At 67.9% G+C, this 16,574-nt stretch carries 16 protein-coding genes and 2 tRNA genes; 10 read left to right on the forward strand and 8 right to left on the reverse strand.

The window, feature by feature from the left end:
- Positions 1–208: 208 nt before the first annotated feature.
- Positions 209–688 (reverse strand): hypothetical protein, encoded by a 480-nt coding sequence (locus FHX45_RS14580; protein ID WP_167101367.1) that lies wholly within the window; start codon positions 686–688, stop codon positions 209–211.
- A 551-nt stretch (positions 689–1,239) separates the two neighbouring features.
- Here FHX45_RS14580 and FHX45_RS28620 point away from each other — a divergent pair.
- Together FHX45_RS28620 and FHX45_RS28735 are read left to right on the forward strand one after the other, a co-directional pair.
- Positions 1,240–1,941 carry a DUF433 domain-containing protein gene (locus tag FHX45_RS28620; RefSeq protein ID WP_167101369.1) on the forward strand — a complete coding sequence of 234 codons (702 nt, stop codon included), beginning with the start codon at positions 1,240–1,242 and terminating at the stop codon, positions 1,939–1,941.
- A gap of 3 nt (positions 1,942–1,944) precedes the next feature.
- Entirely contained in the window at positions 1,945–2,376 is a 432-nt protein-coding gene (locus FHX45_RS28735) for a PIN-like domain-containing protein (protein ID WP_167101372.1), read from the forward strand.
- A gap of 277 nt (positions 2,377–2,653) precedes the next feature.
- Here the strand turns inward: FHX45_RS28735 and FHX45_RS14595 are convergent, their stop codons facing one another.
- Positions 2,654–3,508 (reverse strand): hypothetical protein, encoded by an 855-nt coding sequence (locus FHX45_RS14595; protein WP_167101375.1) that lies wholly within the window; start codon positions 3,506–3,508, stop codon positions 2,654–2,656.
- A 624-nt stretch (positions 3,509–4,132) separates the two neighbouring features.
- On the opposite strand from FHX45_RS14595, the gene FHX45_RS14600 reads away from it, so the two are divergent.
- The gene (locus FHX45_RS14600) at positions 4,133–4,546 is read left to right on the forward strand and encodes a hypothetical protein (protein WP_167101378.1); all 414 of its coding nucleotides are present in this window, start codon (positions 4,133–4,135) and stop codon (positions 4,544–4,546) included.
- Positions 4,547–4,874: 328 nt separating this feature from the next.
- Positions 4,875–5,183, forward strand: a complete 309-nt coding sequence (locus tag FHX45_RS28100) for a tyrosine-type recombinase/integrase (protein ID WP_341771458.1) — start codon at positions 4,875–4,877, stop codon at positions 5,181–5,183.
- A 120-nt stretch (positions 5,184–5,303) separates the two neighbouring features.
- Here the strand turns inward: FHX45_RS28100 and FHX45_RS14610 are convergent.
- The 5 genes from FHX45_RS14610 to FHX45_RS14630 form a co-directional block, all read right to left on the reverse strand.
- Positions 5,304–5,376, reverse strand: a tRNA-Arg gene (locus FHX45_RS14610).
- Between the two features lie 42 nt (positions 5,377–5,418).
- Positions 5,419–5,508: transfer RNA gene (locus tag FHX45_RS14615), tRNA-Ser, on the reverse strand.
- 62 nt (positions 5,509–5,570) lie between these two features.
- Positions 5,571–7,247: a phosphatidylglycerol lysyltransferase domain-containing protein gene (locus FHX45_RS14620; protein ID WP_167101381.1), complete on the reverse strand. Its 1,677-nt coding sequence runs from the start codon at positions 7,245–7,247 to the stop codon at positions 5,571–5,573.
- A gap of 54 nt (positions 7,248–7,301) precedes the next feature.
- Positions 7,302–9,269: an acetoacetate--CoA ligase gene (locus tag FHX45_RS14625; protein WP_341771459.1), complete on the reverse strand. Its 1,968-nt coding sequence runs from the start codon at positions 9,267–9,269 to the stop codon at positions 7,302–7,304.
- Positions 9,270–9,281: 12 nt separating this feature from the next.
- Entirely contained in the window at positions 9,282–9,908 is a 627-nt protein-coding gene (locus FHX45_RS14630) for a dienelactone hydrolase family protein (protein WP_167101384.1), read from the reverse strand.
- Between the two features lie 107 nt (positions 9,909–10,015).
- On the opposite strand from FHX45_RS14630, the gene hisC reads away from it, so the two are divergent.
- A complete protein-coding gene (gene hisC, locus FHX45_RS14635; RefSeq protein ID WP_167101387.1) occupies positions 10,016–11,068 on the forward strand; it encodes a histidinol-phosphate transaminase in 1,053 nt (350 codons plus the stop codon).
- On the opposite strand, the gene FHX45_RS14640 is transcribed toward hisC, so the two are convergent.
- The gene (locus FHX45_RS14640; RefSeq protein ID WP_167101389.1) at positions 11,058–11,822 is read right to left on the reverse strand and encodes a sulfite exporter TauE/SafE family protein; all 765 of its coding nucleotides are present in this window, start codon (positions 11,820–11,822) and stop codon (positions 11,058–11,060) included. The two genes, hisC and FHX45_RS14640, sit on opposite strands and share 11 nt — an antisense overlap.
- Before the next feature lie 54 nt (positions 11,823–11,876).
- Here FHX45_RS14640 and FHX45_RS14645 point away from each other — a divergent pair, with 54 nt between their 5' ends.
- The 5 genes from FHX45_RS14645 to ku all read left to right on the forward strand — a co-directional run bounded on the left by FHX45_RS14645 (position 11,877) and on the right by ku (position 16,494).
- Complete coding sequence (locus FHX45_RS14645; RefSeq protein WP_167101392.1) at positions 11,877–12,932, forward strand: Rv2629 family ribosome hibernation factor; 1,056 nt, start codon at positions 11,877–11,879, stop codon at positions 12,930–12,932.
- A 117-nt stretch (positions 12,933–13,049) separates the two neighbouring features.
- Complete coding sequence (locus FHX45_RS14650) at positions 13,050–13,484, forward strand: ATP-binding protein (RefSeq protein ID WP_167101395.1); 435 nt, start codon at positions 13,050–13,052, stop codon at positions 13,482–13,484.
- Positions 13,481–14,287: a SigB/SigF/SigG family RNA polymerase sigma factor gene (locus tag FHX45_RS14655; RefSeq protein ID WP_167101398.1), complete on the forward strand. Its 807-nt coding sequence runs from the start codon at positions 13,481–13,483 to the stop codon at positions 14,285–14,287. The genes FHX45_RS14650 and FHX45_RS14655 overlap by 4 nt, the downstream gene beginning before the upstream one ends.
- A gap of 41 nt (positions 14,288–14,328) precedes the next feature.
- Entirely contained in the window at positions 14,329–15,273 is a 945-nt protein-coding gene (gene ligD / locus FHX45_RS14660; RefSeq protein ID WP_167101401.1) for a non-homologous end-joining DNA ligase, read from the forward strand.
- Between the two features lie 183 nt (positions 15,274–15,456).
- On the forward strand, positions 15,457–16,494 hold the full coding sequence (ku, locus tag FHX45_RS14665; protein WP_167101404.1) for a non-homologous end joining protein Ku: 1,038 nt from the start codon (positions 15,457–15,459) through the stop codon (positions 16,492–16,494).
- Positions 16,495–16,574: the final 80 nt, after the last annotated feature.

The raw sequence follows: 16,574 nt of genomic DNA on the forward strand, positions 1-16,574 counted from the left end.
GAGCAAGCCCCCGGTCGGCGCTTCTCGCGTGAGGGAGCCGACCGGAGGCTTGGTCGAGCGGTTCTCGGTGACGCTCCTCGGGTTCGACCGAGTCACGATTTCCCCAAGACCGCGCCCACCGGCCCCGGACAGCAGAAAACCCGCCGTCTCCGGCGGGTTTTCTGTACTGCTGTCTCAACCAGACGCGCGCCCGATCGGATTCGAACCGCTAACCTTGCGATGCCGTTTCGGTCATCGCCGACACTCCCCGTTCTTTGTCGATTCCTGCCGCCTCGTGCAACCCGCGGCTGGCCTCCTTCCAGACCCGCCGAGCCCGGTGCCGCGTTCGCTGCGCACGGCGTGTTTGGCGGCTGAGCTGATCGAGCACGTCGAGCAGCCCGTGAGCAGGATGGCCCTCCTCAAGCCAGCCCAGCGCGAGCTCAGCCCAGTAGTCCGATGTCCCTTCCAGCGCGAACCGCAGCACCAATTCCCAAGCAGGGCTGATTTGAGCATCGGGGTGCTCAGTCGTCACGCGGTTGATCTCCCGGTAGGACTGCTCGAGCACGGGGAGCATGCTCATGAGCGCATCCTCCAGTGGAAGCGGGGCGCCTCCGGTGCCGCCGACGACCCACCGCCCGTCACGGGCCAGCCCAAGCCGAAGCCCATGATGGCCGATCGACGCGACGGGTTCCCAGTCGTGGTCATCCACGAGCTGACTCTAGCCGGGCCGCTCCCCCACGGGCCGGAAACCAGATGCTGAAGCGGAACACCGCCTTGATCCACCCCGAACAGCAAGAAACCCCCTGTCACCAGGGGGTTTCTTGGTCTTGCTGTCTCAACCAGACGCGCGCCCGAAGGGATTCGAACCCCTAACCTTCTGATGTGGTTTCCACGAATTCCGAGTAGATGCTGTTGTTTGCCACTATGGCTCTTGACCTGCACAGATACGATCACCGATTCCCGTCATCGCATACGTTCCCCTTCGTCCTTTCGCGATGATTTTTGGCAATCATTTGGCGAGGCTGATCGCCCTATCCATGGCGCAGTGGTTACGGTCGGTTCTCAACGTGGCTTCGGGTTGCTCCGGCGCCCGGGCACCGTGCGCAACAGACCGATGGGCTTCTCAGCGCCCCGTCCCAGCCAGTGCCGCCAACGAGCCACCTCGACGGCGGGGAGACACACAGCGAGTCGATGGCAACAGGCTGATGACATAACGTGACCGGCCGTTGCATTCTGCGCGTTCTGTGCGATCGTGTAAGCGTGGGGAACGTCGTCAGCTTGCTCGATCGTCCGGTCTACCTGTACCGCGAGGTAGACCGGGTGCTTGGCCTGAGCAACGGCACCACCCGCCGATGGGTCAATGGCTACTCTAGGCAAGGGCGGGACTACCCGCCCATCCTGCGGGTGAAGCCCTCAGACACCGAGTGGACCACTTGGGGAGAGTTCGTCGAGGTCAGGATCCTCGCCGAATATCGTGATCAGAAGATTCCCACCAAGCGCCTCCGGGCTGCAGTGGAAGAACTACGCTCCGTGTTCGACCTTCGGTACCCTCTCGCGCATGCCCGGCCCTACCTTGAGGCCGAACGAGGCGACCTTGCGGTCCGAGGCGAGGGCCTGGCTGATATGGACGACGAACACCTACTAATTGTCCGCACCGGCGAAATGCTGCTCACAGGGCGGGGCCGGTTAGTCTTTGACGAGGCGACCAAGGATGGCTTAGGGGACGATGACCTAGTGGTCACCGAGATCATTCCTGATCCGAAGTATCCGGACATCGTCGTCAACCCTGAACGGCGCGGTGGGCTACCGACGCTCAGGGGGCGGAGCATCTTGGCAGCCACTGTAGCTGGAATGGTCAACGCTGGCGACCCGCTGAGCGATGTTGCGTCGGATTACGGGCTCACAGAGGCCCAAGTGCAACAGGCGATCGACTACTGCGCTATCTACCGGATTGCCGCTTGATCGTTGACTGTCGAACTTGAGCGCATCCGGTTTGTAGTCGACGAGAACCTCCTCCGGCTGGGTCGCGCGCTGGTGCAGTTGCGTGAGGATGTCGGCTGTTTCGGCTTGAAGCCGCTGGACGAGGCCTTTCCTGTAGGTCGGTTAGACCCCGAGTGGATCCCCGCCGTGGGGATACGCGGCTGGGTGGTGATTACAGACGACAAGCATCTGAGAACGCGACCAGGCGAAGCCGAGCTCGCCATCAAGCATCACCTAAAGGTGGTGCACTTGGACGGTGTCGGACATAGGACGAGATGGGAGCAGCTTCTTCGCCTTACATCTCACTGGGAGGCCGTGGAGTTGGCCGCAGTCTCTGAGCCAGAGGGCCCGTGGTGGTTAGCCCTGCGAAAGTCCCAGGCGGTGAAACTTCCCTACCAACCCGGCTCGCCGATCTGAGCTCTCACTCCAGGACTCGCGGTTGGCAGGATCGGTCGCCGTTAGCCCCTTGGGCCGGCGTCAGGCGCCAGACTTCTGGCTAGCCCCGCCGACTCGAATGGACCTCGAACCTCCCGTTGAGGGCACGCGGTGCCGTGATAGCATGCAGACACGTACGGAGAACCGAGGTGCCGCCTCCATCCGGCTCGCGACCGGGAGTTCTCGCAGAAAGGTGGAGACCCGGGTTCGAGTCCCGGCTCCGGAGCAATCCGGATGTAGCTCAATAGGAAGAGCCCCCTTATGTCTCTTTAATATACTTGCTCCCTTTATTTCGTCTCCTATTTTTGCTTCTTTCGGGCACCACTCCTTTCCCCCGCGTCCAGAGACCCTCTGATATGGCCGCGTCCTCTAGGTCCTCCCGAGGAATACTAAGCGGTGTATAGTACATTCGCGAAAACCCCCAAAGAGCCCTCATCCAAGGATCACTATTTCGTGTCTTATCGGCACCTGCGGCAAAGTCTCGAACGATAACCTGTGCCCACTCTCGACTGCCGATTGGAGCTTTCTGCAAGGCATAATTAATCTCACGGCCGAGGCGCTTCGTAACGGCGAATGATGCGAATATTTCACCAGTAGTGTACGTTATCCGGCCGTTCGAGATCATATCCTCTGGCTCTCTCCCAGAAATCCTTTTCCACACGGATTTTCCCGCAGTTGTCATATTATCGACATACTCTTGGAGATCCGTTTCCACCTTGGACCCAGCGTGGATCTGGGCATTTCTTGTGCGACGAAGGAGATGGAAGAGCTCTAACGCCGAGGTTGGCTCCGGAAGGCCAATACTGCGGTAAAAGATTTCGTGCATGTTCCATGCCTTGATCGGCTTACGTCTCGTATCGAGCGATACCCCGACACTCTTGATCCACGCGAGGATGGTAGTGACGAAGTCTTCGTGAATAGCGAGCGCATACGGAACAGTGATCGCGCCAAGATGACTGTCTGCGGCAACGAGCAGTTTGCGTGCAAGTTCCGTCTTGAGATTGAATCTTTTGATATGCGAGACAGCCGGGAAGATGTCTGCAAGCAGCTTATCTGAGCCGGCTGTGAGCTGCAAGGTATGATCAGCGAGCCTTGAGCCCGCAAGGAGGGCCATTATTGAATTATTTGCCTCTTGCCTTTGTTTAAGATACGCACGGTAATGCGGGAAGTTGATTTCTTTCCGGATCGAAATGACTCATCCTCCTTTCGGTGAAGATCGTTGAGTTCGCCAATATATCGGGCGTTGTCGCGCGCCGTTACACGATCCCGAGACAGAGGTCTGCTTGATGGTCATCCCGTCGCCTGATGGCGTCTCGCTCACGCCGTGTTGGGGCCGCAACCTCCGTGCTCAATCGCCGGCCGAGCTTGCCAACCTTGCGGCCCCAGCGCGGCGTGGTAGCCATCAGACTGGCGACGGGATGACCATCAAGCGCCCACCCTGCCAGCGCAACCTGGCCTGCGGTCCCTGATCATCCCGGAGCCTGCCTGCCCGGCGAGGGCATCTTTGTTCTTCCTCTTGCGGCGGCTGTGGGGCCGCCCGGCCTTCGTCGAACCGCCACGCGGGACCGGCGCCAGCCGCATGCCCGCGTCTGGCGGTTCGACAGGGTGAGGGCCGGATCAGCGGCCCCGCAGGGGCCGCCTTGAACAAGTAAGGAAACTCTGAACACCGGCGGTGCGCTGCAGATGAGGCAGGCCGTCGGCAAGATCGACGACTCACTGACCCAGTAAGCTCAGGACGATGGCGACAAAAGACCAGCAGGTGAGGCACGTCGTGGAGGGGATGGCACTTGGTGTACTGGCGCAGAACGTCGAGGCGGTCACCAGCGCGAAGCCGCCGCTGGAGCTAGCTTTCAACGCCGCCTGGCGTCGCTGGCCGATCAGGTCTGCGTTCCCAAACATCGCGGGGGCGGAAGCCGGCAACCTGTTTTGGATCGGGCTGGGCAAGTCGGAGAGGCGTGTCGGAGCCCGAGCTGGTTGGAGCGCAAGCGGGCCGTGGCTGCGGCCGTATGTGATGCTGGACGGCTGGAACGTCGAAGATTGCCTCGAAACCCATGCCGATGAACGGGCCTCCGCTGCCGACTGGCGGGAGTTGGGCGGTCTCTACGTCCAGCACTTCAAGTCGGAACACCTGGTTGGTGCTGGCGAGTCGTAGCGGCCGGTCCCACATTCGACGTGAGCAACCGTCACGTTGCTCATTCTCCTACCTCAGGGGCACCCCGCTCGGCTCCTAGCCCTCATGAGCGACAAACGAACCTCGTGCGGTTCTTCATCGCTACTGATGAACGGCGGGGCGAGGCGTTGGGGGCGCACTGGTCGGACTTCGATCCCGAGGCGGAGAGCCTGACGATGACGGGCAACATCGTCCAGGTCCGCGGCAAGGGCACCATCCGGAACCGCGGGAAGTCGGAGACCTCCAACCGTACGATCCCGCTGCAGGCCTGGTGTGTGGAGATGCTGAAGGAGCGAAGGCCAAGGTCGGGGTGGTCGACCCCGACAAGCCAATCTTCCCGAACAGCCAGGGCGGCTACATCAACGCATCGAACCTGACCAACCGCTACTGGGTGCCCTTCCGAGAGCGGGCCGGGTACGAGGGGGTCACCTTCCACACGTTCCACAACACGGTCGGGACCCCACTCGATGAGGCTGGCCTCACAGCCCGGCAGATCGCGGACGTCCTGGGGCACTCGCACCCGTCCATGACCCTGAACAACTACATGGGCCGCGGGCAGACCTCCCGGGCGAGTGCGAATGCTCTCAATGTCGTGATCGTCGACAAACCGGCATCGTGAGGCAAAGTTGGCGATAGCTTGGCAACCCGGCCTGACACGCCTTCCGCCTTGATCCACCCCGAACAGCAAGAAACCCCCTGTCACCAGGGGGTTTCTTGGTCTTGCTGTCTCAACCAGACGCGCGCCCGAAGGGATTCGAACCCCTAACCTTCTGATCCGTAGTCAGATGCTCTATCCGTTGAGCTACGGGCGCTTGTTCAGTTTTCACTTTAGCACTCGGGGTCCGAGTGCCTTGCGGAGGCTCCGGGATTTGAACCCGGGAGGGGGGGTTACCCCCAACCGCATTAGCAGTGCGGCGCCATAGACCAGACTAGGCGAAGCCTCCCGGATCACGACCACTGCCGACATAGCGTACACAGCCCCGAAACCGGTGCGCAAAGACCCCCCTCATCGCCGCAGCAACCGTCGCAACCAGGGGGAACGTCCGGCGAGCCCCTCGGCCTCGAAGACGGCCACCCCGACCCGCGGGAGTTCGCGGACGCCGGGGTAGACCAGGTACCGCGGCACCCACCGCGGCTGGAACTTCGCGTTGAACCGGTACAGGGTCTCGATCTGGATCCAGTGTGACATCCATCCCAGGAACTTGGCCGACGCGCGCGCCACCGGACCGGCGCCGATCCGCCTGCCCTGCTCCAGCAGCTTCCGGAAGGCGGCGAAGTTCAGCGAGACGTACTTCACGCCGTGGCCGGGGGCGGCGAGCAGCAGTTCGGAGATCATCAGCTCGTTGATGCCGTTGTCCGCGGCCCGGTCGCGGCGCATCACGTCCAGGGACAGGCCCTCGGTGCCCCACGGGACGAACTGCAGCAGCCCGCGCACCACGCCGTCCTGCTCCGCCGTCACCAGCACCGAGCCCGGGTCACCCATCCGCCCGAGCGCCATTGAGAACCCGCGCTCGCCGTCGCTCCCCCGCCACTTCGCCGCCAGCGACTCCAGCTCGGCGAGTTCGCCCGCGGTCAGCTCCTCCGCGCGCCGCACCCGCACGCGGTAGCCGGCCCGCTTGGTCTTCGCGACCGCCTGGCGCACCCCGCGCATCACACGCCCCTCGAGGGTGAACGTGTCGGCGTCCACCACGGCCTCGTCGCCGATCTCCAGCACGTCGAGGTTGTACCGGGCCCACGCGGTCGCACCCAGCTCGGAACAGCCCATCGCCGCGGGGACCCAGCCGTGGCGGCGGCACACCGCGAGGAACTCCTCGATCGCACCCGGCCACGCCTCGTTGTCGCCCAGCGGGTCGGCGGAGGCGACGGCCGCGCCGGCGATCACCCGGTAGGTCACGGCCGCCTTGCCGGTCCTGGAGAAGACCACGAACTTGTCGTCACGCAGCGCGAAGTAGCCCAGCGAGTCACGGGCGCCGTGCCGGTCCAGCAGTGCCTTCAGCCGCTCCTTCTCGTCCTCGCTCAGGTGCGGCGCCGGCTCGGCCGAGCGGAGCAGGAAGTACGCGGCGAGCAGCACCGCGCCCAGCCCGAAGAGCAACCCGACGGTGGCGGTCAGGTCGTCCATCCACTCCACGTGGAACACCGCCGGGCCACTGACCCCGAACAACGCGAGGGCCGCGTCGGCCAGCCGGTCCGGGAACGGCAGCGGGTCCATGACGCGTGCCGGGGCCACCGACAGCAGCGCGACGTCGATCAGGAACCCGGCCACGAGCAGCTGCAGGAACACGCGCAGCGCGACCCACTTCCCGGTCACCGGGTCGGGCAGCGCCACGAAGTGCCGCCGGTTCAGGACCAGGGTCACCGCGAGCGCGACCGCCACCAAGCCCGCGCCGAACACGTGCTGCATGCCGAGGTGCGAGACCGCGAGCACGACGCTCGCGGCCAGCGCGAGCTGCCAGGCCCGGCGCTTGCGGCGCCGCAACCCGGAGGCGAGCAGGATGAGCAGGACGCCGACGACCAGCACGACGGCGGCGGCCGCGGTCGTGGCGTCCTGCGGCAGCCCGAGCCACTCGGCCACGTGCCCCCGCATGCCGCGACGGGCGGTCGGCAGGACGACCGAGACCACCGCCAGCAGCCCCACGAGCCTGGTCACCCAGGTGATCGCGAACACCGATGCGGCTCCGGTCACACGCCACACCGCCGGCCGCTCCCCCGTCAACGTCCTCCCGGACACCCTGCCCCCTCAACTCCCCCTGGCGAGCTCCACGAACGGATCGAGTGCCGCCGGGTTGGCGAGCGCGTCCCGGCTGACCGCCCGCTCCGGCGCCACGCCGGTCAGGATCTTCTTGACCGGCACCTCACACTTCTTACCGTTCAGCGTCCGCGGGACCTCCGCCACCTCGACGAACCGATCGGGCACGTGCCGTGGCGACAGCCCCCGCCTGAGCTCCGCGCGCAGTTCCGGCTCGACCTCGGCCAGTTCCGCGCCGGGCGCCATCACGACGAAACACAGCAGTTCACCCTCCGTATTCCCCGCACGGGTGGTGTCGATGACGAGTGAGTCGGCGATCTCGTCGAAGCCCTCGACGATCCGGTAGAACTCGGCGGTGCCCATCCGCACGCCGCCGCGGTTGAGGGTGGAGTCGCTGCGGCCGTAGATCACCGCGGACCCGCGAGGCGTGATCCGGATCCAGTCGCCGTGCCGCCACACGCCGGGGTAGGTGTCGAAGTACGCCTCGCGCAGCCGCGACCCGTCGTCGTCGTTCCAGAAGAACACCGGCATCGACGGCATCGGCCGGGTCACCACGAGCTCGCCGACCTCGTCGACCAGCTCGCGGCCGGCCTCGTCGAACGCGGTCACCGCGGCGCCGAGCGCCCGGCAGGACAGCTCGCCGAGCCACACCGGCACGTCCGGCGCGGCGGCGACGAACGCGGCACACAGGTCGGTGCCGCCGGACACCGAGCAGATCTGCACCGACCGGCCGACCTCGTCGGCGATCCACCGGAACCCGTCGTCGCTCAGCGGCGCGCCGGTGGACCCGACCGCCCGCAACGCGGACAGGTCGAAGTCGGCGCCCGGGTGCAGCTTCGCCTTGAGGCAGCTTTGGATGAACGGAGCCGACGTGCCGAAGTAGGTGATCCGCTCCTCGGCCGCCAGGCGCCACAGCGCCGTCAGGTCGGGATGCCCGGGACTGCCGTCGTACAGCACGATCGTCGACCGCGCGAGCAGACCGCCGAGCAGGAAGTTCCACATCATCCACCCGGTGGTGGTGAACCAGAAGAACACGTCGCCGGGCCCGAGGTCCATCTGCAGCACGGTGGCCTTGAGGTGCTCCAGCACGATGCCGCCGTGGCCCTGCACGATGCCCTTCGGCAGGCCGGTGGTGCCGGACGAGTAGAGCACCCACAGCGGGTGGTCGAACGGCACCGGCTCGTACGCCATCTCCGCGCCCGCGTGCTCGGCGAGCAACGCGTCCCAGCTCAGCGCGTCCGCCACGGTGCCGCCGCCGGCGTAGTCGATCAGCACGGTCGCGGTCAGCGACGGGATCCGCACACGCAGCTGCCCGACCGTCGGCCGGACGTCGAAGGACCGTCCGTTGTAGACGTAGCCGTCGACGGCGACGAGCACCTTCGGCTCGATCTGGGTGAACCGGTCGCTGATCGCGCGGACGCCGAAGTCGGGCGAGCACGACGACCAGATCGCACCCAGGCTCGCGGTCGCCAGGAACGCCACGACCGTCTGCGGGCAGTTCGGTGCGAGCGCGACCACCCGGTCACCCTTGCCGACGCCGAGCGCGACCAGAGCCGACCGCGCCGCGGCCACCTGCTCCCGCAGGTCCCGGTAGGTGAGCCGGTCGGCGGCGCCGTCCTCCCGCCGGAAGATCACCGCGAGGTCGTCGTCGGCCCCGGTCAGCGCGTGCTCGGTGTAGTTGAGGGTGCCGCCGGGGAACCAGCGGGCTCCCGGCATGCGGTCGCCGGCCAGCACCGCGCTGGGCACCGAGTGCCAGCGCAGGCCCAGGAACTCGGCGGCGGCGCCCCAGAATTCCTCGAGCTGCTCGACCGAGAACCGCCACAGCTCGTCGTAGCCGGAGACGTCCAGGCCGCGTTCCGCACGCAGCCAGTCCCGGAAGGCCTGGATCCTGGTCGCGGCGACCCGTTCCGGGTCCGGTCGCCACAACACTTCCGGGGTGTCAGCAACGTCGGTGGTCACCCCCGGAGCGTATTAGCGGAGGTGGGCGTCGAACCAGCTCAACGTGCGCTGCCAGGCTTCGATCGCGGCGTCCGGGTCGGCGTCGAAGCGGTGGTTGGCGCCCGGGTACCGGACCACGTTCGTGGCCACCCGGGACGCGGCCGCCGCCTCCCGCAGCTTCTCGACCTCGGCCGCGCTCAGCTCGTCGCCGGCGTCGCCGTAGAGCCCGAGCCACGGGCTGACCAGCTCGCGGGCGATGTCGACCAGGCCCGGCTTCTCGTCCACGCCGTGCCCGCCGACGCTGACGGCGGCCCCCAGCTTGCGGTTGGCGGCGACCAGCAGCGCGGCGGTGCCGCCCAGGTCGAAGCCGACGACGCCCAGCAGGTCGGCCTGGACACCGCGGTCGACCAGCCAGGCCAGCGCGATGTCGGTGGCGGCGAGCACGGCGTCCGGGGTCGGGGCCTCCGCGAGGTGCGGCGCGGCGGCCAGCCAGCCCTCCGCGGCCAGGCTCGAGATCAGCAGCCGCACCCCGTCGCTGACGCCGCCGACCTCGTGCAACACCACGAGCCCGCCCCGCACCACGTTGTCGGGTTCGGCGTAGGTCAGGTCGATCACGCGGCCGTCGTCACGTGCGTAGTGCTCGGTGTGCGTCTGGGTCATCGTGCTACTCAACCACTCCCGGGTGAACGACAGTCAACAACAATCCTCTCGGCGTGGCCGGGATAACGTGGCAGGATCGCGGTTCGACCCCCGAAGGAGTGCCAGTCATGTCCGTGCCCACCCGCCCCGATCTCGGCTCGCTGCCCGCCTACGTGGCCGGGCGGACGGTGCCGGGCGCGATCAAGCTCGCGAGCAACGAGTGCCCCGGCGGCCCGCTGCCCAGCGTGCGGTCCGCGATCGCCGAGGCCGCCGCGGACGTGCACCGCTACCCGGACATGGGGGTGAGCGCCCTGGCGGACCGGCTGGCGCGCAAGTACGACTTCCCGGTGGAGCGCGTCGCGGTGGGTTGCGGGTCGGTCGCGCTGTGCCAGCAGCTCGTGCAGGCCCTGTGCGCGCCCGGTGACGAGGTGCTCTTCGCGTGGCGCTCGTTCGAGGCCTACCCGATCGTGACGCAGATCGCGGGTGCCACATCGGTCAAGGTTCCCTTGGACGCGACGCACACCCACGACCTGGACGCGATGCTCGCCGCCATCACGCCCCGGACGAAGCTGGTGTTCGTCTGCAACCCGAACAACCCGTCCGGCACCGCGGTTCGCCGGGCCGACCTGGTCCGGTTCCTCGACCAGGTACCGCCGCACGTGGTCGTGGCACTGGACGAGGCGTACCGCGAGTTCGTCACCGACCCGGACGTGCCGGACGGCATGGAGTTCGCCCGGACCCGGGACAACGTCGTGGTGCTGCGGACCTTCTCCAAGGCGTACGGCCTGGCCGGCCTGCGGGTCGGGTACCTGGTCGGCCCGGCCGAGCTGACCGAGGTGGTGCGCCGGGTCTACATCCCGTTCAGCGTGAACTCGCTGGCGCAGATCGCCGCGCTGGCCTCGCTCGACGCCGAGGACGAGATGCGCGAACGCTGCGCCGGGATCATCGCCGAGCGGTCGCGCGTCGCGGACGAACTGCTCGCCCTCGGCTACGAGGTGCCCGAGACGCACGCCAACTTCGTGTGGCTGCCGCTGCGGGAGAAGGCGCTCGACTTCGCCGAGCACGCGCTCGCGAACAAGGTCGTGGTGCGCGCGTTCGCCGGTGACGGCGTGCGGGTGACGATCAGCACCCGCGAGGAGAACGACGTGTTCCTGCAGGCGGCGCGAAGCTTCACCGGTTGAGCACCAGCTGCACGATCGCGGCGATGCCGACCACGACGATCACGCCGCGCAGCACCGGCGCGGGCAGCCGGCGCCCGATCGTGGCGCCGAGCTGCCCGCCGACCGTGGACCCGATGGCGAGCAGCCCGACCACCGGCCAGCTGACCGGCGCGATGAACGCGTAGACCAGTCCGGCGACGACGTTCACCACGGCGGCCAGCACGTTCTTGATGCCGTTGAGCCGCTGCAGCGGATCGGTGAGCAGCATGCCCATGAACGCCATCAGCATGACGCCCTGCGCCGCGGTGAAGTACCCGCCGTAGATGCCGACGAGGAAGATCAGGACCAGCACGAGACCGCCGTGCGACCGGCCGCCGGACCCGGTCTCGCGCCGCCGGGTCACCCACACCGACACCCGGGGCTGGATGATCACCAGCACCACGGCGAGCCCGACCAGCACCGGCACGATCGTCTCGAAGGTGTTGGGCGGCAAGGAAAGCAACAGCGCCGTGCCGCACACCGCGCCGATCGCCGACGGGATCGCGTACCGGACCACCCGCCGCCGTTGCCCGGTCAGCTCGCGCCGGTAGCCGATGGCGCCGCTGATCGTGCCGGGCGCGAGCCCGATGGCGTTCGACGTCGTCGCGGTCACCGGCGGATAACCGAGCGCCACGAGGACCGGGAACGTGACCAGCGTGCCCGATCCGACGACCGCGTTGATCGTGCCCGCCCACAGGCCGGCCAGGAACACGACCAGTGCTTGCCACCACTGCATTCCCCCATGAAACCCCGGCGTTTCGGGGCGAGTGCAGCCGGGTAAGAAGCGGGCATGGACACGACGACGCTGCGCCCGCTCGTGACCGCCGCCGGCCCGTTCACGTCCGTCTACTTCGAGGATTCGCACGACACCGCGGACGCCGAGAAGCAACTGGAGCTGAAGTGGCGTGAGCTGAAGGACGCGCTGACCGCGCAGCACGCCCCGGACGGTGCCGTGAGCGCGCTGGAGGCCGCGATCCTCGACGGTCCGCGCGCCACCGGCCGGAGCGGGCGCGCGCTGCTGGCCGCCGGCGCGGAGGTACTCGTCGACGAGCAGCTCGCGAGCCCGCCCGCGACGACCATCGCCCGTGTCTCCGACCTGCCCTACCTGCTGCCGCTGGCGCGGTACGGCGAGCTGGCCCTGCCGCACGTGGTCGCCCAGGTCGACCAGGTGGGCGCCGACATCCGCGCCTACGACGAACACGGGAACGAAACGGTGGCCGAAGAGCTCACCGGGCAGGACCACCCGGTGCACAAGACACGTGGTGGTGGCGAGGCGCACCACCGCATGCAGCACCGCACCGAGGAGGTCCGGCACCAGAACGTGACCGAGATCGCCGGCGCCATCGCCCGGTTGGCCGAACGCACCCGCGCCCAGCTGATCGTGGTGGCGGGTGAGGTGCAGGGCCGCAAGGCGGTGATCGAGGAACTGCCCGCGGCGGCGAAGTCGATCGCCCGTGAGGCCACTCACTCCGACGTGGCCGACGAACTCGCCGAGGCCGTCCGGCACAGCCGCGCCGACGACGTCGTGTGGCGCTTCCGCGGCGCGCTGAACCAGCCGGACGGCCTTGCCGTGCAAGGGCTCGAGGCGGTGACGGCCGCGCTGCGCGAGGCCAATGTGGAGACCCTGCTGGTCGGCAACCCGGGCGCGGACGTCGTGTGCACGGGAGCGACCCCGGCGCAGATCGCGCTGGGCGAGGAGGAACTGCGGGCCTACGGTGCGACGGAGATCCACCGGTGCCGGGCCGACGAGGCGGTCCCCGCCGCGGCGGTCGCCGTGGACGCGGACCTGATGCACGTCGACGAGGAGCTCGTGGAAGGATTCGGCGCGATCCTGCGCCATCGGTGAGGAGACAGTCATCAATCCAGCTACACAAAGCTTCCGGACGGTAACCGGACCGAGCGAACTTCCCTCGTTCGAGGCATGATGGGTCCGAAGCAACACTCGAACGACGGTGAGGTGAACGTGACGGACTGGGAGCCACCGTCCTTGCGCGCGCAGAACGAAATCGAACTCTGGCTCGGTGCCGACCTGGCACACCTGCCGATCGTCCGGTCGGTGGTGGCGACGCTGGCCACGCGGGCCGACTTCGACCTGGACTCGATCGCGGACCTGCGGCTCGCCGTGGACGAAGCGTGCTCGACCCTGATCACCCGGGCACTGCCGGACTCCACCATGCGCTGCCGCTTCGTGGTCGAGGACGACGAACTGCGTTTCCAGGGCACGGTGCTGTCCGGCAGCGGCAGCGCGCCGAGCACCAAGTCGTTCGGCTGGCGGGTCCTGAGCACGCTCACGGACTCCGTGGACACGCATGTGAAATCGAACGGCCGAGGCCACCAAGTGGACATCGAACTCGCCAAGCGACGCGTCGTCGTGGACGTCCCAGGGGCAGGCGCGTGACCGGTTCCCGGACCGAGCAGACACAACCCACATCGTCGAACGAATACGGGCACCTCACCCCGCTGTTCGACGAGCTGGCGGGCCTGCCGGCCGACGATCCCCGGCGCGCCGAGCTGCGCGACGAGCTCGTCACGGGCCACCTGCCCCTGGCCGAGCACATCGCGCAACGGTTCTCCGGGCGCGGGGTGGCGAAGGAGGACCTGGTCCAGGTCGCCACGGTCGGGCTGATCAACGCCGTGGACCGGTTCGACCCCAGCCGCGGATCGGACTTCCTGTCCTTCGCCGTGCCCACGGTGATGGGCGAGGTGCGCCGGCACTTCCGGGACACCGGCTGGCTGGTGCGGGTGCCGCGCCGGCTCAAGGAGCTGCACCTGTCGATCTCCAGCGCGAGCACCGAGCTCGCGCAGCGGCTGGGCCGCGCGCCCACGCCGAGCGAGATCGCCGCGCACCTCGGCGTCAGCCAGGACGAGGTCTACGAGGGGCTGGAGGCGGGCAACGCCTACCACTCGATGTCGCTGGACGAGGTGCTGTCCGGGGACACCGAGAACCTCGCGCTCGGCGACACGCTGGGCGAGGAGGACGCGGGCCTGGAGGGCGTGGAGAACCACGAGGCGCTGCTGCCGCTGATCCAGGACCTGCCCGAACGGGAACGCAAGATCCTCGGCCTGCGGTTCGTGCACAACATGACCCAGACCCAGATCGCGGAGCGGATCGGCGTGTCGCAGATGCACGTGTCCCGGCTGCTCGCGCGCACCCTGCAACGGCTGCGCGACGGACTCACCGAGTCGGACGGCGAGCTCTGACCTGCGGTTTTGCCTCGCGTTTGGCAGGGTAACCGCCGATCATGGCAGATCCCGGGTGGCGCGCGCCGATGCTGGCGACGCTGACCCAGCAGCCGTTCTCGCGCGAGAACTGGCTGTTCGAGCGCAAGCTCGACGGGGTCCGCGCGATCTGCGCCCGGGACGGGAGTGCTCCGGTGCTGTGGTCGCGCAACCACAACGACATCAGTTCCGGCTACCCGGAGCTCGGGGAGGCGCTCGCGGATCGCGGCGCCTCCTCCTTCGTCGCCGACGGTGAGATCGTCGCGTTCGACGGCAAACAGACCAGCTTCGCGCGGCTGCAGCAGCGCATCCACCTCGCCGACCGGCGGCGCATCGAGGCCACCGGGGTCGCGGTGTACCTGTACCTGTTCGACCTGCTGGCCTTCGACCACCAGGACACGACGGGCCTGCCGCTGCGGCAGCGCAAGCAGCTGTTGCGCAGGGCGTTCGACTGGGGCGGGCCGCTGCGGTACGCCAACCACCGCAACACCTCGGGCGAGGAGTACTTCGGCTACGCCTGTGCGCACGGCTGGGAAGGCGTGATCGCCAAGCGCGCCGACGCGCCGTACCGGTCCGGGCGGACGACCGACTGGCTGAAGTTCAAGTGCGTCAAGGAGCAGGAGTTCGTCGTCGGCGGGTTCAGCGCTCCGGGTGGTGCGCGGACCGGCTTCGGGGCGCTGCTCGTCGGGTACCACGAACGTGGCCGGCTGCGGTACGCGGGCAAGGTCGGCGCCGGCTACACCGAGACCACGCTGCGGGAATTGATTGAGCGCCTCACCGCGCTCGAGCGCCCGCGCTCGCCGTTCGGCGAGCGGGTTCCCGAACGCGGGCCGCGTTGGGTCGCGCCGGAACTGGTCGTGCAGGTCCGGTTCTCCGAGTGGACCGGCGACGGCAAACTGCGGCATCCCCGGTTCCTCGGTGTGCGGGACGACAAACCGGCTGCCGAGGTCGTCCGGGAGCAGCCGTGAATCCCGCCGCGATCGAGGTGTCCCGGCCCGGGAAGGTGTTCTGTCCGGCCCGGGTCTCGCCGGACGGGTTCGACCTGCGCCGGGTCCCCGTCGGCTGGCGCGCAAGGCCGATCCGTGGCGGGATGTGGGTGTGCGGGCGGGTTCGGCGGCGAAGGCACTGGACCGGCTGACTCGGGAGGCGTGATGGTGCGGGCGATCTGGAGCGGTGCGATCAACTTCGGGCTGGTGACGGTGCCGGTGGAGTTGTACTCGGCCACCGAGGACCACACCGTGCACTTCCGGCAGTTCGAGCGGGGGACGTCGGACCGGATCCGGTACAAGCGCGTGAACGAGCGGACCGGCGAGGAGGTGCCCTACGAGGACATCGTGAAGGGCTACGACCTCGGCGACGGCGACTACGTGCTGGTCGAGCAGGAGGAGCTGGACCAGATCGCGCCAGGGCGATCGCGGTCGATCGACATCGAGTCGTTCGTCGATCTGGGCGAGATCGATCCGCTGTACTTCCAGAAGAGCTACTGGCTCGCGCCGACGAAGGAGGAGTTCGGCCGCGCGTACGGGCTGCTGATGCAGGCCATGGCGGAGACGAACAAGGCCGGCATCGCGCGGTTCGTGATGCGCGGCAAGGAGCACATCGCGGCGGTTCGCGCGGGCAACGGTGTGCTGGTGCTGGACACGCTGCTGTTCGCCGAGGACGTGCGGGACCCGGCGAAGGAGCTGACGAAGCTGCCGGAAAAGGCTTCCCCGCGCGGGCGTGAACTCGAGATGGCGATCGCGCTGGTGGACTCGATGGCCGACGACTGGCGTCCGGACGACTACCACGACCAGTACAACGAGCGGGTGCTCAAGCTGATCGACGACAAGAAGGCCGGGCGCACGGTGAGCGTCGAGGAGCCGCCGTCGGAGCCGACGAAGGTCGTGGATCTGTTCGAAGCGCTGTCCCGCAGCGTCGAGCGCCGGAAGGGTTCCTCCGGTGGGTCTCGTTCGTCCGCCGAGTCGCGCGAGAACAGCGGATCGAGCAAGCGTTCGGAGTCGGGCACGGGTTCCGGTAAGCGGAGCTCCCGGAAGCCGGCCGACCCCGACCTGTCGTCGCTGAGCAAGGCCGAGCTGGACCGGATGGCCCGGGAGCTCGACATCAAGGGCCGGTCCAAACTCAACCGCGCCGAGCTGGAAAAAGCCGTCCGGAATGCCCGGCCGGGCCGGTCCCGCAAGCGCGCCTCCTGACGCCACCGGCGGGCCATCCGGACAAGCCGCCGCCCACCGAGCGGCGACGACGCGGCCTCCGCCCCGGGCGCAATACGATC

The sequence above is a fragment of the Amycolatopsis granulosa genome, from assembly GCF_011758745.1.
GTDB classification, from domain to species: Bacteria; Actinomycetota; Actinomycetes; order Mycobacteriales; family Pseudonocardiaceae; genus Amycolatopsis_E; species Amycolatopsis_E granulosa.